Source organism: Campylobacter sp. RM12651 (assembly GCF_022369475.1).
Lineage (GTDB): Bacteria > Campylobacterota > Campylobacteria > Campylobacterales > Campylobacteraceae > Campylobacter_E.
In genome coordinates, this window is sequence record NZ_CP059600.1 from 1,675,776 (window position 1) to 1,697,408 (window position 21,633).

21 protein-coding genes and 1 pseudogene are annotated in these 21,633 nt (G+C 27.7%); 7 read left to right on the plus strand and 15 right to left on the minus strand.

All coding sequences use genetic code 11. The annotated features are described in order from the left end of the window. Positions 1–63 precede the first annotated feature (63 nt). The 14 genes and pseudogenes from AVBRAN_RS08270 to AVBRAN_RS08335 all read right to left on the minus strand — a co-directional run bounded on the left by AVBRAN_RS08270 (position 64) and on the right by AVBRAN_RS08335 (position 14,686). On the minus strand, positions 64–1,071 hold the full coding sequence (locus AVBRAN_RS08270) for a hypothetical protein (RefSeq protein WP_239803018.1): 1,008 nt from the start codon (positions 1,069–1,071) through the stop codon (positions 64–66). A 329-nt stretch (positions 1,072–1,400) separates the two neighbouring features. Further along, the gene (locus tag AVBRAN_RS08275; protein WP_214118587.1) at positions 1,401–2,321 is read right to left on the minus strand and encodes a hypothetical protein; all 921 of its coding nucleotides are present in this window, start codon (positions 2,319–2,321) and stop codon (positions 1,401–1,403) included. Positions 2,322–2,701: 380 nt separating this feature from the next. After that, entirely contained in the window at positions 2,702–2,893 is a 192-nt protein-coding gene (locus AVBRAN_RS08280) for a hypothetical protein (protein WP_214118591.1), read from the minus strand. Further along, positions 2,890–4,716: an RNA polymerase sigma factor RpoD gene (gene rpoD / locus AVBRAN_RS08285; RefSeq protein WP_214118593.1), complete on the minus strand. Its 1,827-nt coding sequence runs from the start codon at positions 4,714–4,716 to the stop codon at positions 2,890–2,892. Before rpoD ends, AVBRAN_RS08280 begins: the two co-directional genes overlap by 4 nt. Positions 4,717–4,780: 64 nt before the next feature. Then, the gene (locus AVBRAN_RS08290) at positions 4,781–5,407 is read right to left on the minus strand and encodes a uracil-DNA glycosylase (protein ID WP_239803019.1); all 627 of its coding nucleotides are present in this window, start codon (positions 5,405–5,407) and stop codon (positions 4,781–4,783) included. Next, positions 5,388–5,909 (minus strand): ribonuclease HII, encoded by a 522-nt coding sequence (locus tag AVBRAN_RS08295; protein ID WP_239803020.1) that lies wholly within the window; start codon positions 5,907–5,909, stop codon positions 5,388–5,390. The genes AVBRAN_RS08290 and AVBRAN_RS08295 overlap by 20 nt, the downstream gene beginning before the upstream one ends. Next, positions 5,896–6,948 (minus strand): hypothetical protein, encoded by a 1,053-nt coding sequence (locus AVBRAN_RS08300; protein WP_239803021.1) that lies wholly within the window; start codon positions 6,946–6,948, stop codon positions 5,896–5,898. Before AVBRAN_RS08300 ends, AVBRAN_RS08295 begins: the two co-directional genes overlap by 14 nt. After that, on the minus strand, positions 6,945–8,504 hold the full coding sequence (gene pckA / locus AVBRAN_RS08305; protein ID WP_214118600.1) for a phosphoenolpyruvate carboxykinase (ATP): 1,560 nt from the start codon (positions 8,502–8,504) through the stop codon (positions 6,945–6,947). Before pckA ends, AVBRAN_RS08300 begins: the two co-directional genes overlap by 4 nt. Before the next feature lie 32 nt (positions 8,505–8,536). After that, positions 8,537–9,859, minus strand: a pseudogene (locus tag AVBRAN_RS08310) (sodium-dependent transporter); the annotation flags it as partial. 394 nt (positions 9,860–10,253) lie between these two features. Next, positions 10,254–11,006: a UDP-N-acetylmuramate dehydrogenase gene (locus AVBRAN_RS08315; RefSeq protein ID WP_239803022.1), complete on the minus strand. Its 753-nt coding sequence runs from the start codon at positions 11,004–11,006 to the stop codon at positions 10,254–10,256. Beyond that, positions 10,996–11,265 carry a hypothetical protein gene (locus tag AVBRAN_RS08320; protein ID WP_214120447.1) on the minus strand — a complete coding sequence of 90 codons (270 nt, stop codon included), beginning with the start codon at positions 11,263–11,265 and terminating at the stop codon, positions 10,996–10,998. The genes AVBRAN_RS08315 and AVBRAN_RS08320 overlap by 11 nt, the downstream gene beginning before the upstream one ends. After that, entirely contained in the window at positions 11,265–12,470 is a 1,206-nt protein-coding gene (eno, locus tag AVBRAN_RS08325) for a phosphopyruvate hydratase (RefSeq protein WP_214118607.1), read from the minus strand. Before eno ends, AVBRAN_RS08320 begins: the two co-directional genes overlap by 1 nt. Next, on the minus strand, positions 12,448–13,503 hold the full coding sequence (gene recA, locus AVBRAN_RS08330) for a recombinase RecA (protein WP_214120448.1): 1,056 nt from the start codon (positions 13,501–13,503) through the stop codon (positions 12,448–12,450). The genes eno and recA overlap by 23 nt, the downstream gene beginning before the upstream one ends. Before the next feature lie 13 nt (positions 13,504–13,516). After that, positions 13,517–14,686 (minus strand): MFS transporter, encoded by a 1,170-nt coding sequence (locus AVBRAN_RS08335; RefSeq protein ID WP_239803023.1) that lies wholly within the window; start codon positions 14,684–14,686, stop codon positions 13,517–13,519. 63 nt (positions 14,687–14,749) lie between these two features. On the opposite strand from AVBRAN_RS08335, the gene thyX reads away from it, so the two are divergent. The 7 genes from thyX (at position 14,750) to AVBRAN_RS08370 (ending at position 20,515) form a co-directional block, all read left to right on the plus strand. Continuing rightward, positions 14,750–15,367: an FAD-dependent thymidylate synthase gene (gene thyX, locus AVBRAN_RS08340; RefSeq protein ID WP_239803024.1), complete on the plus strand. Its 618-nt coding sequence runs from the start codon at positions 14,750–14,752 to the stop codon at positions 15,365–15,367. A gap of 70 nt (positions 15,368–15,437) precedes the next feature. Then, a complete protein-coding gene (locus AVBRAN_RS08345; RefSeq protein ID WP_239803025.1) occupies positions 15,438–15,647 on the plus strand; it encodes a helix-turn-helix transcriptional regulator in 210 nt (69 codons plus the stop codon). A gap of 2 nt (positions 15,648–15,649) precedes the next feature. Beyond that, positions 15,650–17,164 (plus strand): hypothetical protein, encoded by a 1,515-nt coding sequence (locus AVBRAN_RS08350; protein ID WP_239803026.1) that lies wholly within the window; start codon positions 15,650–15,652, stop codon positions 17,162–17,164. An 8-nt stretch (positions 17,165–17,172) separates the two neighbouring features. Continuing rightward, the gene (gene dcm, locus AVBRAN_RS08355) at positions 17,173–18,210 is read left to right on the plus strand and encodes a DNA (cytosine-5-)-methyltransferase (protein WP_239803027.1); all 1,038 of its coding nucleotides are present in this window, start codon (positions 17,173–17,175) and stop codon (positions 18,208–18,210) included. Next, positions 18,203–19,147, plus strand: a complete 945-nt coding sequence (dcm, locus tag AVBRAN_RS08360) for a DNA (cytosine-5-)-methyltransferase (protein ID WP_239803028.1) — start codon at positions 18,203–18,205, stop codon at positions 19,145–19,147. The genes dcm (AVBRAN_RS08355) and dcm (AVBRAN_RS08360) overlap by 8 nt, the downstream gene beginning before the upstream one ends. After that, positions 19,134–20,000 (plus strand): MqnA/MqnD/SBP family protein, encoded by an 867-nt coding sequence (locus AVBRAN_RS08365; RefSeq protein WP_214118615.1) that lies wholly within the window; start codon positions 19,134–19,136, stop codon positions 19,998–20,000. Before dcm (AVBRAN_RS08360) ends, AVBRAN_RS08365 begins: the two co-directional genes overlap by 14 nt. After that, a complete protein-coding gene (locus AVBRAN_RS08370; RefSeq protein WP_214118617.1) occupies positions 19,997–20,515 on the plus strand; it encodes an isochorismatase family cysteine hydrolase in 519 nt (172 codons plus the stop codon). Before AVBRAN_RS08365 ends, AVBRAN_RS08370 begins: the two co-directional genes overlap by 4 nt. Before the next feature lie 51 nt (positions 20,516–20,566). On the opposite strand, the gene AVBRAN_RS08375 is transcribed toward AVBRAN_RS08370, so the two are convergent. Continuing rightward, on the minus strand, positions 20,567–21,613 hold the full coding sequence (locus AVBRAN_RS08375) for a hypothetical protein (protein ID WP_239803029.1): 1,047 nt from the start codon (positions 21,611–21,613) through the stop codon (positions 20,567–20,569). Between the last annotated feature and the right edge of the window lie 20 nt (positions 21,614–21,633).

Genomic DNA, 21,633 nt, shown 5'->3' on the forward strand with positions numbered 1-21,633 from the left:
AAGTTCCTTAATGTTTATTACCCTAAACTAGCCCATTTTATTACAAAGAATTTAAATTAAAAATTAAGCTTTTATATCAAGTAATTTTGTTTCACTAAGAGTTATTGCAAAATTTCCACTAAAATTTACAAAATCATCTAATTTATTTTCACTTGCTAGGCTTTCTACTTTATCAGGACTTATATTTAGTTTATCACTTATAATCTGTTTTAATTTAAATTCACTCTCATAAGGTGCAGGGTCAATTCCTAGTTGAATTAATACATCTTTATCACTTTGGTCTAACTTATCAACCCCAAGCTTTTTAATCTTTGCTATTACTTCAGTTAATTTTTCTTCAGCTTTTTCGGCAAGCTGCCTAGAATGCTTGGTAAGTCCATTTATCAAATCATCAAGGCTAATTGCAGGAGCACTAGAACCACTTTCGCTCATAAAATCTTCAAAATATCCCTTTTCACCTACATCCATAAACTCACCAAATGTAATAATACCATCAAGATTTTTATCATCTTTTATAGCATCATTGATAGAATTTGAAATATCTGAATAATAACCATCATTTTTTGGTAAAAAATCACTTTTCTTATAAGTTTTTGTAATAGAATTTGAAACTATATATTTTTCTTTGGTTTTTTCATCGCTTATAAGAACTGCATCTTCATCAAATCCACTTAATGTATTCCTTGCTTCTTTGTGAGTTAATTCTCCGTTATTGTCAATATCTGATTCAAGAAATTTTTGTTTATATGCAATATCACTAAACCATCCAGCGACATAAGAAGCTGCATCTTTATCTAAAATAATTCCTTTATTAGTTTTAATGAAATTATCTTCATCAAAAAAATCTTTTAATTTTTCAATACTAGCTTCATTTAATTTCACTCCAATGTTTTCATTACCAAATTTAAAATAAGTATTATAATCTTGTGTTCTATTTGTTTTAACGCTAAAAGAATTGCTCTTTATACTAGCATTTATACTTGCTAGTTCTTGTGTGCTTAACTCTTTTTTAGCAATATTATCTTGCCACATAATTGGAGTGTTAGAAGTATTGTTAATATAGTGTTTCATAAATAATCCTTAATGTTTATTACTTTAATTAAATATTTAAAAACATAACGGCAATAAAGTCTGCCATTAAATCAATAATTCATACACATATACTTGCGATATTTATAGCTATAACCACAATTAATTGGTCTTTAATATCTTTTAGAATACTTACAAAAAAGCTATCTTAAAATACCAAAACTTATGATACGAACTAGTATTTTTGTGAAATTAAATATATTAAAATTGATTTGAATTATTATAATTTGATTTTATTTAATACTATTACTATTTTATTTAATATCTTGATAAATTGTAACTTTTAGTAACATTAAATTAAAAAAAATATTTTAAACCTTAATGTTAATTAATTTTATATTATTTAATTCTTCTAAAAAGTCTTTAGTAAAATCTATAAAATCATCTAATTTATTATTTTTAACTAATTCATTTATTTTATCTTCACCTATTATATTTATTAGATTAATTTCTATATTTAAAGAATTTAAGATTTTTTTCTCATCTTCACTAAGCTTACTATAATCATCATTATTTATTTTTATAAGAGCATTGGCTAAATCGCTTTGTCTTTTAATGTCTTCTTGAGTTGCTTTAGTAATACTTTGTTGCAATTTATTTTTATCAATATTATTCATAATTATTTCTACTACATAATTAATCCCAGCTACTCCGTTTTTCTCCAGACCTGTTATTGCTAAATCATAATTTTTATCATCTTGAATATAATAATTCATCATATTACTAATACTTGTATAGTTTTGCAATTCTCCTAAAAGCTCCAGACAATCTATATCAGTTTTACTAATATTAGTAAAAACATTGCTATTTGGAAATTGAAGTTTTATATCTAACATTTCAGTTTTATTTAAAACACCATTTTTATTAATATCTGCATTTAAATAGTTTTGCTTAAAAGCAACATAATTAAACCAAGAACCAACATAAGAAGCAGCGTCTTTTTGCAAAATCAATTTATCATCAAAATATTTAAAATTATCTTCATTAAAAAATTCTTGTAATTTTTCACGATTTTTATTGCTTAAATCAAATCCTATTGTTTTTTGATTAAAAGAAAAATAAGTATTATAAAAATCATTTTTATTAGTTTTATACTCGGTATTATATATGCTTTTTACATCAGTAGCCTTTACTTGCTCTGCTTGATTAAAAACAACTTGGTTTAAAGCTCTAATATCTTTACACACAACATTCAAAATAGGCTTAGTAATATTAGTATTTGATAATCTCATTTAAACAACCTATAAATATATTCAAATAAATTAATATTATTTATAAAATAATTTTTGCATTATAACTCAAGCTTTATAAAATTATTAATATTATTTTATGATTTATAATTATATTGTTTCGTTTAGTAATAAAAAATATTTAATATTAATCCATAGCAATGCTAGAAATGTTTTAGAATATATCTTATAGCTGTGTTAAATTGATTGTTAATATTAAAATCAGCACTGAAAATTCTTTCATAGCCTAGATTTAATCTCAAATCGTTATTTAGATTATAATCTTAACTAATATTAAAATAAAATTGATTGTTTTTTTGCTTTATAAATTCTAACGCTATAAAAAGGCTTTTTAATAATAATTTTAAAAAGCCTTTTGAAATTCAAATCTCTTTGCCTAATTTAAAGCCAAGTTCTTCTAAGCATTTGCTAAGATAATCTTTATCATCGCAATCAATGATAATTGTTTTTAAATCATCACTAAAAGTAATATTATTAAACTCATCTTCTAAATTATCTTTAATTTTTTTAACACAATGAGAGCAATTTACATTAAATATTTCATATTTTTTCATGAACTTGCTCCTTTTAATTGTTTTCCGTATTTAGGGAATTTAAGTTTTTTAATAGCTGTGCTTTCTATTTGTCTTACACGCTCACGAGTGATTTTTAACTCACTTCCTATCTCTTCAAGAGTTCTATCACTCTCATCATCAGTTAGTCCAAAACGAAGTTTAATAACGGTTTTTTCCCTTTCATTAAGTTGCTCTAAAACTCCATTTATTTGCTCTTTTAAATCTTCTTTTAAAATATGCTCAAGCGGACTAATACTGCTTCTATCTTCTACGCTATCACCAAATCTTCCATCATCATCACTTCCAACAGGTGCGTCAAGACTTACAGGTTCTTTTGCTATTTTCATAACTTGCTTAACCTTATCTTCACTCATACCGATTTCTTTAGCAATTTCATCAATTGTAGGCTCTTTTCCACATTCTTGAACACGCTTTTTACTAAATTTATTAATCTTATTAATCGTATCAATCATATGGATTGGAATTCTAATTGTCCTTGCTTGATCAGCTACCGCACGGCTAATTGCTTGTCTAATCCACCAAGTAGCATAGGTTGAGAATTTATATCCACGCTTATATTCAAACTTATCAACCGCTTTCATAAGACCGATATTTCCTTCTTGAATAAGGTCAAGAAATGCTAAACCACGATTAGTATAGCGTTTAGCAATACTTACAACTAATCTTAAGTTTGACCTAGCCATCTTACCTTTTGCAGTATCGCTAATATTTTTACCACGCTTGATTTGCTCTAAAATCTCTTTTAATCTTTCTTTATCCATATCAAAGCAATTTTCACTAGCTTCTTTTGTCTGGAATAGCTTTTTAATCTCCATATAAGTGCTAACCATAGTATTTTCTAAAGCTAATTCTGTGATTTCTTCTTTACTTAAATTAGTAATATTATCTAAGATTTTTTTATGTCTTTCTTTTAATTCATCACTAAACATAGGCAAACGATATTCTAAGCGTTTTAATTCTTTATCAAAATCTACATCACTTTTTAAAACCGTTTCCATAGATTTTACGATTTCATTAATTAGTTTAGAAGTTGGCCCTAAAGCTAATAATTTTTCTTTTAAAATATTCTTTTTGAAAGCAATATTTATATGATTTTGCAATTCATCTTTGCTAAGTTGCTCTTTATGTGAGCTTTTTAACCATTCTTTTTTTGCCTTTTCTAAAGCTTTAAAGCTTTCAATTACTTTAATTGCTCTTTTATCTTCCTTTAAAGATTTTACAGGCTTTCTTTCTTCATCGCTATCATCTAATTCATCTTCTTCTAAATCTTCTTCATTTTCATCTTCATCATTATCAAAATTCTTAAACAATTCTTTCACACGACGCTCGCGATTAATTAAAGCATCTTTATAGTCTAATATGAAATCAATTAGATAAGGAACGCTACAAAAAGCGTCAATTATAATATCTTCGCCAAGTTCAATTCTTTTGCTTATTTCAACTTCTTCTTCTTTGCTAAGCAAATCAATCTGCCCCATCTCTCTTAAATACATTCTAACAGGGCTTTCACTTCTACTAATTTCGCTTAAATCATAATCTTTGCTTAAATCGCCTTCTAATTCATTTTCTCTTAATAATTCTCTTTGTTTTGCTCTTTCTTTTGCTTCTTTTAGATTTCTCATTTTAGCAATTTCTGCCGAGCTTAGAAGATTTACATTATATTCTTTTACTAAATTCTTAATAGTCTTTATATTTGCTGCTGTTGGAGCTTTTTTAAATAACTTAACTATCATCTCATAAGTTAAATAATCATCTGTATTGTCCTTAAACAAAACCTCTAATTCTTTATCTAAATCTGCCATTTTTGCTCCTTTTTGAAAAAACTTACATTATACAAAAGATTAATAAATTAAGCATTATTAAAAACTATTCTAGCCAATTAATTAGGCTTTTATTTTTTGATTTTAAGTATTCATTACACTTTAAAAAATGTTGATTGTTAAAAAATTTACCCCTTGCAAGTGGGCTTGGATGGGCCGAGCTTAATATTAAATGCCTTTTAGTATCAATATATTTTGCATAATTATTTGCAAAACTCCCCCATAACATAAAGACTAAATTATCATAATCATTATTAATCCTTTGTATAACATAAAGGAAAAAATCTTCCCATAAATGCTTGTGAGAATTAGGTTTGCTCTTTTGCACGCTTAAACTTGCATTTAATAATGCCACGCCTTGTCTTGCTAAATAGCTCAAATCACTTTGTAAAAATACAGCTTCATTTGGATAATCATTTAAGATTTCTTTAAAAATATTTCTTAAACTAGGTGGAATTTTAATACTAGATGAAAACGCTAAACCATCAGCACTTCCATCGTGATATGGGTCTTGTCCTATAATCACTACTTTTGGAATTTTACATAATTTAAAGGCTTTAAATAAATCCTTTTTTTGTGGATAAATTATATTATTTTCATATTCGTAATCTAAAGCCTTTAAAAGCTCTTTACCCTTAGCAGTAGCTAAATAATCATCTACTATATTTAGCACAAAAGCTCCTTCTATGTAATAAACTTAGGCCGTGAATTTTAATAGCTTCTATGTGAGTTTTGGTTCCATAGCCTTTATGAGATTTGTAATCATATAAATTATCATCTAAATTAGCCATAAAATTATCCCTACTAACCTTAGCTAAAATACTAGCAGCCATAACGCAAGGCTCTATCTCATCAGCATTTATTAGAGTTTTTATACCCATTCCATAATCAGTATTACCATCAAATAATAATTCATCTTTTTCAAAATGCTCTATAATTTCTCCTAAAGCTTTTTGATAAGCCGCTCTAATTCCATTTAAATCTATATATTCATTATCAACAAAAACTACTAAATAATCAGAGTTTTGTTTAATTATCTCATACAAATTCTCACGCTTTTTTGCACTTAGTTTTTTACTATCATTTAATTCGTTTATATTTATTTTTAGCTTACAAGCTGCAAGCACTAATGGACCTGCAAACGCTCCACGCCCAGCTTCGTCAATCCCAATCATTTAATTCCTTTGAAATTAGCCAAGTATTTAAAGTAAGTCCTATAAATCTAATTTCATCATTAACGAAATTAAATTGCTCGTTTAATGATAAAACTAAGATATTTTTAAGACCTAATTCTTTGGCTTTTTTGCTTAATTTTTTGCTTTTTAGTTTTATAAAATCTTTATTAGTAAAAGCTTCGCATAGTATTCCTAAACTAGCCGAACTAATAATAAAATTTATATCATCATCATAAAAAATCTCATCATAAACCATCAAAAGTTCATTAGCTATTAAATTCTCATAAGTTTTAGAAAAATCCTTTTTAAAACTAAGTGAGTTTTTTATTGAAAAATCATAAAAATAAGGTTTTTTTAGATTTTTTTTAATATGCTTTACCCAATGCAATAAAAATCTATCTTCTAAAGAATAAACGCATTTAAAAAAATCATTTTTTGCTATTTTTTTATGCTTTAAAAACTCGCTAAAAAGACTTAAAATACTTGTTTGAACGCCTATTTTTAAAGCTAATTCTTTAAGAGTGATTATTTCGTTTTCGCTTAAATGCTGTTTTAAAATAGCTTGAGTATTTAAAGCAGCATTAAGTGGGTCTAAATCCACATTGGCAGGATTTTGCCCTAATAATAAATAATTTGATAAATGCTCGCTAGGGCTATAATTTTTCTTTGAAAATGAAATAAATTCTTCATAATCTAAAAAATTAAGCCTTATTTTAATAAAGTCTTTATAAGAATAATTTTTATTAGAGCTTAATATATAACAACGCTCTAAATTTCCTAATTCAAATTCTAAAAAAGGCTCATTTATTATTAAATTTTTGATTTTATTTTTTTCTATGAAGCTTTTAAAATCAGCATTTATAAATCTTAAATCACTCATATTAATATAAGTAAATTCATCTAAATTATAAAATGCTAAAGATTTTTTACCACTAGAAATTGCCCCATAAATTAGGGCAAATCGTGGTAAGGTATCTAGTTTTCTTGGTTTTAAACCATCTTTGTTTATTTTAAATTGTAAAAAACTATCTAGACTCATAGCTTAGGACTAGCGTCTAAAAACTCATTAGCCTTATCGCCGTATCTTTTGAAATTCTCTATAAACATTTTTGCTAACTTATCTCTTGTAGCTATGAAATCAGCTTCATTTTCCCAAGTTTTAATAGGATTTAATAATCTTTCATCAACCCCATCCAAGCTCTTTGGCACTGCTAAATTAAATACATCATAATTGTAATATTCACAATTTTGAATAGAGCCGTCTAAAATAGCGTTAATGCAAGACCTAGTTGCTTTTATACTCATTCTTTTACCAACGCCATAACTTCCACCGCTCCAACCGGTATTTACTAAATATACATTTACATTGTGTTTTTTAATCTTTTCGCCCAATAATTTCGCATAAACACTAGGACTAAGTGGCATAAATGGTTCGCCAAAACAAGCAGAAAATGTAGCAACAGGCTCTTTTATACCACGCTCAGTTCCTGCAACTTTTGCAGTATATCCACTTAAAAAATAATACATTGCTTGAGTGTTGTTTAGTTTTGATACAGGAGGTAAAACGCCAAAAGCATCAGCACATAAGAAAATTATATTAGATGGATGACCTGCTTTTAAGCTTGGTTCGTGATTTTCAATATGCTCTATTGGATAGCTTACACGAGTGTTTTCTGTCTTACTAGCATCACAAAAATCAACTTCTTTAGTGCAAGTTATAACTACATTTTCAAGTAAAGCATTTCTCTTAATCGCTGCGTAAATTTCAGGCTCACTATTTGGGTCAAGATTAATACATTTTGCATAACAACCTCCTTCGTAGTTAAACACACCATTATCATCCCAACCATGCTCATCATCACCTATTAAAGCACGATTTGCGTCTGTGCTAAGAGTAGTTTTACCTGTGCCACTAAGACCAAAGAATAAGCAAACATCTCCATCTTTACCAACATTCGCACTGCAATGCATACTCATCTTACCTTGTAAAGGCAGCCAGTAATTCATCATAGAAAACACACCTTTTTTCATCTCGCCACCATACCAAGTGCCAAGAATTAATCCTATGTTATTTTCTATATCAAATCCTACGAATACATCGCTATTTAAATCTTGATATTTATACATTTCATTTTTTAATTTGCACGCATTTATGATTACAAAATCAGGTTTGAAGTCTTTAAGTTCTTCATCACTTGGGCGAATAAACATATTTTTAACAAAATGCGCTTGCCACGCAATTTCTGTTATAAATCTTATTTTTTTTCTACTATCAAGGCTAGCTCCACAAAATACATCCATAACATAAAGCTTTTTGCCATTTAAATATTCTTTTGCTCTTCTTAAATTATCATCAAAAATATCTTTAGTGCAAGCCCTATTTACATTGCCCCACGCTATATTTTCACTTGATGGATGAGAATTTACAAAATACTTATCCTTAGGGCTTCTACCCGTAAAAATACCTGTATCAACTGCAAATGTGTCATTTTGACAAACTTCACCTTCACGGCACTCTAACTCGTGAGCTCTTAACTCATCATAACTTAAATTGTAAAAAATCTTCTCCGGCTTTATGCCTAAATCTTCTAACATTTTTAACTCCTGTAAATAAAAATTGCCTAATTCTACTTTAAAAAACTTCCTAAGGGGTAAAAATTATTAATTAATATCAAAATTATTATAATTGGTGTTACAAATCTTAAAAAAATAAAATAAAACTTAGTTAAATTTTTGCCAAATATAGGTAAAAAGATTTTAAAGAATGAATATCTTTTCATTAAAAATCCAGCATAAATACTAGAAAACAACACTCCTAAAGGAAGCATTATATTACTTGTGAAAAAATCTAAAGCATCAAAAGTATTAAAGCTAAGCTTATTCGCCATTCCAAGAAGAGCTAAAATACCTATTATATAAACAAAAATTCCAATAATAATCAAAGCTTTTTTTCTACTCATTTTATTTTCAAGATAAAAAGTAAATGGCTCAATCATAGAAACAGCACTCGTAATTCCTGCAAAAAATAAAGCTATAAAAAAGCTAAATGATAAAATTTCGCCTAAAAAACCAAATTTTGAAAATAAAGTAGCAAGGCTAATAAATACAAGTCCTGCTCCACTCTCATTAGGATTTGCTCCGAATTTAAATACAAAAGTAAAAACAATAAGTCCCATCATAAGACCTATTAAAAGATTTATAAACACTACAAATAAACTTGATTTTAAAATATTAGTTTTTTCATCTAAACTAGCAGCATAAGTGCTAATACAACCTATCCCAAGACATAAAGTAAAAAGACTAAGTCCTAAAGCATCAAGTAAAGAATTAAGCCCTAATTTAGAAAAGTCAGGTTTAAATAAAAACTCACACGCATCTAAAAATCCATCTTGAGTAAAGCTAAAACCTAGCATTAATAAAAGTATTACAAATAATGCAGGCATTAAAATCACATTTAATTTCTCAATCCCATTAATTATCCCGCGACTAACTATATAAATAGTCATAAAAAAGCAAATGCTAAAGCAAATTATGCTAATAAATAAATTCTCGCCTATTGCATTATTAAAAAGCGCTCCTGCTTCATCTAAGGTATTAGGTAAAGAAAAACTTAAAAATATATAGTGAAATACTAAAGATAAAACCACTAAATAAAACGATAATACAAGTATGCCAGTAAGCATAAAAACTCCACCCATTTTGCATAATTTTGGCTTAAATCTAGCAAGGGTAAAATAACTCGTAGCTAAATCACTTTTAGTAATTTTTCCTAATGCAATTTCTGCTAAAAATAAAGATAAACCTAAGGTTAAACATAAGAATAAATAAAGTAAAACAAAGGCAGAACCACCATTAGTCCCAACCATTGTAGGAAATTTCCACGCATTTCCAAGTCCAACAGCACCACCCGCAAGGGCTAAAACAAAACCTACTTTAGAAAAAGTGCTCCTAGCTGAGCCAAAGTAAACTCCTCATAATAATCTCCTTTTTTAAAAAATAAGCCAAAATAATAACCTAAAAGATAGCAAAATGCAAGGAAATTAAAAATTATTTGTATATTTGTAATAAAAATATTAATTTTAATGATATTTTAGGGTTAATTGCCTAAATCAATAAGATAAAAGCTTTAAATAATTTCAAAACTAAGCAAAATAGAATAAGCCGTAAATGTCAATAAACCTACTAAAATCAATACAAATATGATAATTTTGAAAATATTCAAAACAAATTCCTTAGAATATAAATAATTTATTAAATTTTTAAATTGATAATGATTATAATACCCCCCCCCATTAACAAAAGTAAATAAATTAAAAATTTTTTGAAATATTTTTATATTGGAATTTAATTTAAAATAAGAACTTCAGGTTCTAAAAGTATGTTAAATTGCTTTAAAACCTCATCTTGTGCTAGTTTTATCAAATACAATGCGTCTTCAAAACTAGCTTTATTAAAATTTATTAAGAAATTTGCGTGCATTTCACTAATCTTTGCACCGCCTTTTACCTTGCCTTTAAGCCCTGCTTTATCAATCAATGCTCCTGCACTAAAGCCTTGTGGGTTTTTAAAAATACTACCAAAACTAGCACCTTTTGGCTGATTTTCTCGCATTTTGCTAAATTGCTCTACTAATTCAAGGCTAAAACCTTTGTTTAATCTAAGTCTAATAGCATAAATTGTGCCTTTTATATCACTATTTCTATAAGTAAAATTTGGCTTAATCCATTCATTATCAACATTTACTTCTAAAATATAATTTTTTATTTCAAATTCTTTCATTCCTGCATTCATTTTAGTAATGCCGCCCATTTGTCCTGGTAAGTGTGATAAGAATTCTAAACCTGTTAGGTTGTTTTTCTTACAATAATTAAATAATTTATATGAGCTAGTTCTAGCCCCTATTTCTAAATAATCATTATATTCTTTAATATATTCGTATTTTTTGCCTAAAATTGCAAGATTTTTAGGCTGATTGATTAGCAAATTACTAGCATTTCCAATGACTAAATAATCGTGTTTAATCATCTCATCAATTACTTTTACTTCACAATTTGCGCCGATTTTTACGCTTGAGTATTTTGAAAAATCAATTATCATAATCGCCTTGAATGCTTAGCAATTCAAAATAATCTTTTTGCAATTGTGCATTGGTTTTATTAAGCTCGTATATTTGATTTTTTAGCTTTTCTATCCTTGTATCTAGCATCATAGTTGTCTCTATTGATGATTTAGAAAACAATATCGCAAAAAGCCCAAAAAATAAAATAAATACATAAAGGGCAATTTCTAAAATGCCCTTTGTAAAAATCTTTAAATTAGACTTTTTATAATTATGGTTGTCTAATAATTCTTGCATTAAAATCCTGCTTCAATTTCAAGCAATCTATTATATTTAGCTGTTCTTTCTCCCCTTGCAGGAGCACCTGTTTTAATATACTTGCAAACTAATGAAAAATCAGCTATGAAATTATCTTCACTCTCCCCACTTCTATGGCTCATTATAGTATTATAGCCATTTGCGTGAGCTAGTTTAATAGCGTCTATTGTTTGAGAGATTGAGCCGATTTGATTAGGCTTGATTAAAATCGCATTTGCCATACCTTCATCAATGCCTTTTTGTAATAATTTAACATTAGTTACAAATAAATCATCTCCTACTAATTGTGTTCTTGAGCCGATTTTTTTAGTTAAATTAACCCAGCCTTCATAATCTTGCTCTGCAAGTGCATCTTCTATGCTTAAAATAGGATATTTTAATAATTTTTCATACTCATTAATCATCTCATCGCTACTTAGCTTTTTGCCCTCATAATCATATTTTCCATCACTATAAAGCTCACTTGCTGCAACATCTAATGCTAGATTGATTTTGCCACTAAAACCTGCTTTATTAATAGCTTCTAGTAATAATTCAATAGCTTCTTCATTGCTTCTTAAATTAGGTGCAAATCCGCCTTCATCTCCTAATGCTGTGCTTAAGCCTTTTTTCTTTAAAATATCTTTTAAAGTATGATAAGTAATTGCACTTGAGAATAATTTTTCTTTAAAAGTATCAAAACCTGTTGGAAGTAACATAAACTCTTGAATATCTATATTATTATCAGCATGAGCTCCACCATTTAATACATTTAGCATAGGTGTAGGAAGTGCGTTAAACTCTCCACATAAATATCTATATAATGGTAAATTACTAGCATTTGCCCCTGCTTTTGCAACTGCCATTGAAATTCCTAAAACTGCATTAGCACCTAAGCTAGAATAATTACTCGTGCCATCAACTGCTAATAAATGCTCATCAATTTCTCTTTGATTAAATACGCATTTGCCTATAAGTCCAGCTGCAACATGCTTAGCATTATTTACTGCTTTACTTACGCTTTTACCGAAGAAATAGCTCCCACCATCTCTTAATTCTAAAGCTTCATTAATCCCTGTGCTAGCACCACTTGGAACTATTGCTTCGCCACTAATACCATTTTCTAAAACTACTTTAACCTTAACGCTAGGATTACCCCTGCTATCTAGCACTTCAAGTGCATCAATCTTCGCTATTTTCACCAACTTCTCCTTCTAATGTAATATCATCGCCTATACTAGCTTTGATTTTTTCTGCAATTTCATTTGCTATTTCTTTGTTTTCTTTTAAGAAAATTTTAGCATTTTCTCTACCTTGACCTAGTTTATTACCACCATAGCTAAGCCAAGCACCACTTTTATCTACAATATCAAGCTTAATACCATAATCAATTAATTCGCCTTCATAGCTAATGCCTTCTCCATACATAATATCAAATTCTGCTGTTTTAAATGGAGGTGCAACTTTATTTTTAACTATTTTTGCTTTTGTTCTATTTCCAATAGGCTCTTCGCCTTGTTTTAATGTAGCGGTTTTTCTAATATCAATTCTTACACTTGCATAGAACTTAAGTGCATTTCCACCCGTTGTTGTCTCTGGACTTCCATAACCTGTTTGACCTATTTTCATACGAATTTGATTTATGAAAATTACCATTGAGTTCATCTTGCTAACTACTGAAGTAAGTTTTCTTAAAGCTTGGCTCATAAGTCTTGCTTGAAGACCTACATGAGTATCTCCCATCTCTCCATCAATTTCAGCCTTAGGAGTAAGTGCAGCAACACTATCTACTACTATAAGCTCTACCGCTCCACTACTTGCTAAGCGTTCTACAATCTCTAATGCTTCTTCTCCGCAACTTGGTTGAGATACTAAAACATCATCAATATTTACGCCTAAATTCTTAGCATACACAGGGTCAAGTGCGTGTTCAGCGTCAATAAAAGCACAAGTATAACCCATCTTTTGAGCTTGAGCTACGATTTGAAGTGTTAGCGTTGTCTTACCACTACTTTCTGGTCCATAAATCTCTACTATTCTTCCTTTAGGAACTCCACCAATTCCAAGTGCAATATCTAGCCCAAGTGAGCCTGTAGAAATTGGCTCAGCCTTTATTATAGGCTTATCTCCAAATCTAACAATAGCACCTTCTCCACAAGCTTTATTAATGCCTTTTAATGCAGCTTCAAGGGCTTTTGCCTTATCTTCAATTACTGCTGTTTCTTTTGCTTTTGCCATACCTTTCCTTTTTTTAATTTCTTAATTTGATTTTTAACCTAAGATTATAAATAAATAAGAATATTGCAATAAACATAGCTATTAAAAATGCGTCTCTTGGATGATGAAGATTGAAAATATGTTCTAATAATTCATCTATTAATGGACTAGAAAATTGTCCGCTAAATGTCGCAATACTAGCTAATGCCATATTTGTAGCTAGGTTTTGTTTTTTACTTCTAGTGCTAATTTGTGAAAACAAAAATGGTAAGCTAAAGCCAACTGCAAGACCATTTAAAATAGCTGCAATTATTCCTATTATTAGCATTAAATTAATTCCTGCGATTTCTATATGTTCGCTAAATCTTATAGCAAAAAGTAAAAAGGCTAAAATATAAATAAATGCTCCTAAGATTTTGATTTTTGTTCTAATTTTTTTAACAACTTTATGTAAATTTATAGAAGCAATTGCACCAAACAAGCCATTAAATCCCATAATTACACCAATAAAACTTGCGCTAATAATTTGCTCTTTTTGATAAATTATTGAAAAATTATTCGTAAAATTAAAAAACAAAACTTGGACTAAAAATAAATTAATATAAATTCCACTAAGATTTTTTATATTTCTTAAATCTAATTTCTTTTTCTTCTCCGCTATTTTTATATTAGGTAAAAAAATCATATTTAAAACAAATAAAACCAAAGCAAAAAGATATATTAAAAAGCTATATTGCCAAGAAATTGACGCTAAAAAGCCAGAAAAACTAACGGTAATAACTGCTCCTAATTGATTACACATTGCACTAAGTCCCATTAGTTTTCCTTGCTCTTCTTTTTTAAATAAAAAGCCAAGTAAAGAAACGCTTAATGGCATTAAAAAGCCAGTGCCTAAGCCTAAAATCGCTCTAAACACCAAAACCTGAATTATGTCATCTAAGAAAAACGGAGCAACCCCGCCAACTATAAACAATATAAAACCTATAAAAGCAAGTTGCTTAACGCTTAAATAATTTGCTAATTTTGCAAAAATTAAGCTTGAAAAGATAATAAAAAGTGAAGGTAAAGTAATAATTAATTTAATAAGTAATTCACTATCATTTGAAAAATGCTTAGCAATAAGTCCTAAAGCAGGTGCAACGGCAGCTCCACCTGTAACGGTTGCTAAGGAAATACTTAAAATTGAGATTTTTAGCATATTCATTGAAGTTTCCTTAAGATTTATATAAAAAAACTATAATGAAAAAAATCAAATTAAAGGCAAATAATGAGAATTACACTACTTAATTACACCCCACTAAATATCTGTTCTCACGCTATGAGAACTTGTTGGCAAAGCTTTGATAAAGGCGATAACGGAGGAGAAAAAGACTGCGAACTAATAAATCGTATCGGAAATATTTATAAGCATTCTAGCACGCTTGAACATTTAAATTATAATTTTTATATTCAAGGCATTTCAAGAGCTTGTTTGCAAGAATTAGCAAGACATCGCCACGCAAGTTTATCAGTAAAAAGCACTAGATATACTCTAAAAGAACTAAGAAATGAAAGTGAGTTTAAGGAATTTGATTTTGCTAATGCACAAAAATATATTGTGCTAACTGGAAATCGCTTGGTTGATAATGCTAGTATTTGTGCTTTAGAAAAACTAAGAATTATTTTAAATACCGAAGGAATGACACAAGATATTGCAAAATATGCCTTGCCAGAATGTTATAAAACCGAGCTTACTTGGAGTATAAATGCAAGAGCTTTACAAAATTTCTTAACTCTTAGAACTAGTAAAGCTGCACTTAAAGAGATTAGAGAGCTAGCTTACAATATCTATGAAGCTTTACCTAAAGAGCATAAATTCATTTTCAAAGGTTGCTTACAAGAATAAGTGTTACTTATTGTATGTAGATAAATAATCTCTAAGCTGTCATAATCTATAAAAAAATTATGGAGCTTAGATGCAAAAATTATCATATATTTTTTCAAAAAATCTTAAAAAATATAGAACTACTGCTAATTTATCACAAGAAGAATTGGCATTTAGATCGGGATTGCATAGAACTTATATCTCAGCTGTAGAAAGAAATCTTAGAAATATATCTATAAATAATATTGAAAAAATAGCAAATGCATTAAATATTAAAGCTTCTCAATTATTAGAGGAGTAACAATGAATACTCATAATAATTCTCATGGTTTTAAAAATGAAATACAATTTGTTGATTATTTAAATCAAACACACATAAATGATTTAAATTTAAATATGAAAAATTTTATAAAAGATTTATGTGATTACCAAAATATTAGATTTTCAAATGAATTAAAAATTAGTGCAAAACTGGTAACAAATAATAAAGTAAAACAAGATTTTTATATTTTTATAAATGATGTTAAATATGGAATTAGTCTAAAGCTTGGAAGTGGCAATAGCTGTCATCAAGAAAAAGTAGATGAATTTTGTAATTTTATAAAAACCAATTTAAATGCAAGTGATGATATATGTAATTTAATTAAGTTTTTTGTTTATTCAGATGAGACATTTGATGGAAGTGGCGATATATCTAATAGAATTAATAGTAAAGTATTTAAACTTAAATACCCAGATAAAATCAATAGTATTCAAAATTTTTTAAATAAACATAAAAAAGAATTAATAGAACGCTTTATATTTGTAGGAAAATACAATTCAACTGTAGATTTCATATATCATGGCAATATTGAAAATGGAGTATGGTTAAGTAAAACTGAAATTATTAATTTTTTGATAAATACAAACAATAAGAGTAAATCTGCACTTAATATATCTCACTTAAGTTTTCAATCTTGGAATTTATCATTAAGTGGTAACTCAGAACACAAAAGAGGTCAAATTCAAGTCAAATATTCTTCTATGAAAAAAGATTTAAACCAACTTATGATGAAAAAGAGTTCTAATATTGGAACATTTTTTGGTGATAAAGAAGAAGATTTTTTAGTTTCTACTTTAAATAAAAATAAAAGTGATAGCAAATGGAAAACCATATTGCCAAATATAAATAATTATGAAAATATATTTTTAGTCCGTGTCAAAAAAAGAATATATTCTAATCTAAGCCATAAAAATGTAATGCCAAAGGCTGATGTGTATGCTGTTTATATCAATAATATTAATAAAAGCAAATTGTTGCTCAATCAATATATATTGTATGAAAATGAGCAATATAAAAAAATTGAAAAAACAGGAATTTCAATCAAATTAAAAAATTCAAAAAACTACACAATTTGCAAATTTAGCAAAGAATCGTTTATAAAAGCATTTTCTAAATATTGCGATTTTGCGCTTGAATTATTTTTTGCGAATTTAATATATGTAAATGAAAGTGAATTGTTTAAAAATAAATTTATATTAGATAATTTAAAAATTAACTTAACAAACCTTAATAAGTTATTTAATAATAATTACTTTCATGATATAAAATATTATACATATATAAAAAAAGAAAGTGAAAATATTTTAAGAAATATCATTGATTCTGATATAAATTTAAAAAAAGCTATTTTTCAAGGTTTAGGATGGTTTAACGAACCTTATGTAGCACATTTTATATATAAAAATTCAGAGTTAACTAAAAATATCATAACGAATTATACAATAACAACAGGCTCGGGAAGAAGCAAAGGTAATTATACAATTATTATCAAATAAGGATTTTTTTGAAAGTTGTTTCATTATTTTCAGGTATTGGTGGTTTTGAAGAAGGCATTAAACAAGCAAACATAAAACATAAGCTTATATTTTCATCAGAAATTGACAATTTTGCACAAGCTTCATATTTAGCTAATTTCCCTAAGGCTAGACTTTATGGAGATATTACTAAAATAAACGAAAATGATATACCAAAACACGATATTTTATTTGCTGGTTTTCCATGCCAACCATTTAGTATTACAGGTAAACAAATGGGGTTTAGTGATACCCGTGGAACATTATTTTTTCATATAGAAAGAATTTTAAAATCTAAAAAACCAAAATATATAATTTTAGAAAATGTAAAAAATTTAATATCACACGATAAATCAAGAACAATTAAAACGATATTAAAATCTCTTAATGATATAGGATATACAGTTGATTTTGATATATTAAATGCAAAGGATTTTGATATTCCACAAAATAGAGAGAGAATTTATATCGTAGGTATATACAAATACACACAAGAACAAACTCCAAGTACTGATACCATATACAATATAAAAAAAGATTTCACATGTTTTAATTTTTTTAATACATTACATAAATCAAATACATTTAAAGTATTAAATGATATTGTTCTAGATGATTTGGAAAATCATTTACTGCCAAATAAAGTTCAAGAATTTATAAATACAATTAAAATTGATTTAAATATTACAAAGAAAAAAGAAATTATAAAATTATTAGACTTACCAAAAGAAATTCATAATGATTTAGAAAGACAACGAAGGGTTTATTCTGTGCTAGGTTTATCGCCTACAATTTTAGCAAGATCAGATTCTCCAAAAATACTAATTCAAAAAAATACTTCAAAATATATTAAAAAATTAAGTCCAAAAGAATGCTTTTTAATCCAAGGTTTTTCTACAGAGTTCATAAAAAATATCCAAAATTCAAAAATAAGCAATACACAAATGTATAAACAAGCAGGCAATGCTGTAAATCCACCAATAGTATCTGCTATCTTAAAACATTTATTAGGCGATAAAAATGTTTAAATTTATTGATTTATTTTGTGGTATCGGTGGATTTAGAATAGCATTAGAACATTTAAACGCCGAATGTGTATTTAGTTCTGATATTGATAAGTACGCAAGGCAAACATACTATGACAATTTTAATGAATATCCAGCAGGAGATATTACTCAAATAAATGAAAATGATATACCAAATCATGATATTTTATGTGCTGGTTTTCCTTGTCAACCATTTAGTATAGCTGGTAAAAGACTAGGATTTAACGATACTAGGGGAACATTGTTTTTTGACATTTTAAGAATAATAAAAGCAAAAAAACCTCGGGCATTTATACTTGAAAATGTTGCTGGAATAATAAATCATGACAATAAAAAAACAATCAACACTATTTTAGAACTTTTAAAACAAGAAAATTACGATATTTTTTACGAAATAATAAACGCCACCGACTTAGGTATTCCACAAAATAGAAAAAGATGGTATTGTGTGGGAATTGATAAAAACTATAAAGCTAATTTTATATTTCCTAAAAAACTTCCAAAACAAATCAATTTAGAAAACATAATTGAAAAAAAAGAAATCAAAGAATATGAAATTACAAAAATAGCTAAAGAAAATATAAATAAATTTAAAGGCAATATAATAAACAATCAAGATTTAATACTAGCCTATGAGATTAGAAAATCAAGATGTAGTTTCAAAACAGACAAAATATCACCTTGTCTTACTGCAAAAATGGGAACAGGTGGTAATAATGTGCCAGTATTGGTTAATTTTAACAGAAAATTAACCGAAATGGAATGTTTGGGTTTAATGGGTTTTCCAAAAGAGTATAAAATAAAAAGAAATTATTCTCAAAGCTATAAACAAATTGGAAACAGTGTTATTGTTCCTATAATTGAAGAAATAGCAAAGGAATTATTCCAAATTTTAAGGATGAAAAATGAAGCAAATTAGCCTAGCTCATAGCCCTGATGCTGATGATATTTTTATGTATGCAGCAATTCGCTATGGTTGGATAAGTTCGGAGTTTAATTATACTAGCGTTGCTGATGATATAGAAACACTAAATAAAGCAAGTTTAAATAATATTTATGATGTTTGTGCAATTTCTTTTGCTGTGTATCCTAAAATTCAAAGCGAATATGCCTTGCTAAGATGTGCTACTAGTTTTGGCAATGGCTATGGTCCAAAACTAATCACTCTAAAAGATAAGGTTTTAAAACCTAATTTTAAAGTGGCTTTAAGTGGGGAAAATACCACAAATGCTTTAATTTTTAAACTAGCATATCCTAATGCAAGAATTACTTATATGAACTTTTTAGATATAGAAAAAGCTGTTTTAGATGGTAGTGTAGATGCTGGGGTGTTAATACATGAGAGTATTCTTAATTTTAGTGATAAATTAAGAGTTGAGCGTGAGATTTGGGATATTTGGGCGGAGTTTTGCAAGGCTGAATGTGGCGAAGTGCTTACCTTACCACTTGGTGGAATGGCAATACGCCGCTCTTTAATGCTAAGCGATGCAATTAAAATTGAAAATGAGCTAACTCGTGCAGTAAAAGTCGCTACTCAAAATAAAGCTTTATTAAGTCGTATATTGCTTGGCAAAAACGAAGTGAGAGTAAATGAAGATGAGCTTAATAAATATCTAAGTCTTTATGCAAACGATGATAGTATTAGCTTAAAGGATGAGCAAATAAAATCACTTGAAGTATTGTTTAAATTAGGTGAGCGAGTTGGCTTTAGTCCTTGTGATGTAAGGCTTAATCTAATTCCAAGCGAATACGAAAGCTTAAGAAATTCATGAAAAATCTTTTAATAATAGTAGATTTTCAAAATGATTTTGTAACAGGCTCTTTAGGGTTTTTAAAGGCACAGAATTTAGAAAATATCATCTTAGAAAAATATGAAAAATATCTTAAAAACAATGATGAGATAATCTTTACTATTGATACACATAATGATGATTATTTAGACACTATAGAAGGGCAAAATCTACCTATTAAACATTGTATTAAAGGCACAAATGGAATAGAAATTTATGGGAAATTAAATGAGTTTTCTAAAAATCATTTATGCTTTTATAAAAATACTTTTGGCTCAATTGAACTTGGAAATTATCTAAGCAATAAAAATTATAAAAATATTGAAATTGTTGGACTTGTAAGTAATATTTGCGTCTTATCAAATGCAGTGATTGCAAAATCTGCACTTCCTAATGCAAATATTTTTATAGATAAAAACGCAACTGCTAGTTATGATGAAGACTTGCACCAAAAAGCTTTAGATATTTTAAAAAGTCTTCATATAAATATTATTTAAAAAATACTTAATTCAAATTCTAAAATTGAATTTGAATTAAATAATATTAATTTATGCTAGTTTATCTAGTGTTTTATTCTTTAGCAAATCTTTTACTATATCAGCACTATCGTGAGTAAAATCACCTAAAAACTCATCACTTTTTGCCATTTTCTCATCTATATAAGTCTTATCAACATTTAAAAAATTAGCGTAATGCTCGTTAGCTTTATCACTAGCTTTGTTAAATTTCTCTAAAAGTTGAGGATTTTGCAATGAATTTGGGTCAATGTTTAAGATTTCAAGCTTATCTAAATCAGCCTTACTAAGTGCTTTTACCCCGTTTGTATTAATTGTATTTTTAATCCTTGTTAGGCTTGATAGTGCGTTTGCGATTTCTTGCTTTTTCTTTGCTTCTTCATCATCAACATTAGTGCTTTTTATTTCATTTGATGCTAGATTTACATTTTGAGTGCTTGTATTTTGTGTGTTTAGGTTTTGTGGATTTTTATTAGCTGCAAATTCTTCGCTCTCACCTAAAGTTATCGTATCATCAAAATCACTATTTGATAATATTGTTTGATTTAATGCTTCATCAATATTTTTAGGCACAGAATCTAAAATCGTAGTATTATCAGCTAAAAAACGCTCAATTTTTTGATAGCTTTGATAATTTTGCGGATTTGTTCCATCTAAACTAAACTTAGCTACTACATTAAGCTCTAATAATTCATCTTTATTTAAAAAATCATTATTGTTTTTATTAGCAGCTACATATCCCCTAGCATAAGCAATATCACTAAACCAACCACTTATATATTTTTCTGCATTACCATTTAAAATAATACTGCCATCTTCACGCTTATAAAAGTCTTTGCTATCAAAATGGCTTTTTAATTTATCTAAACTCTCATCACTAATACTTGCAGAACTTATGCCATTTTTACTTTCAAAATAGATTTTATTGCCACTATTATTGCCTGTTTTTATATCATCAATTTTATTATTTTTGATATTTTCATCAATTTGTTTTAATTCGTTTTCGCTCTTTACTCCACCAAAACTCTCGCCCATTTTATGATAAGTATTATTATAAATATTAGATAAATTAACTTGCATTAAATCTCCTTTTTAAATAA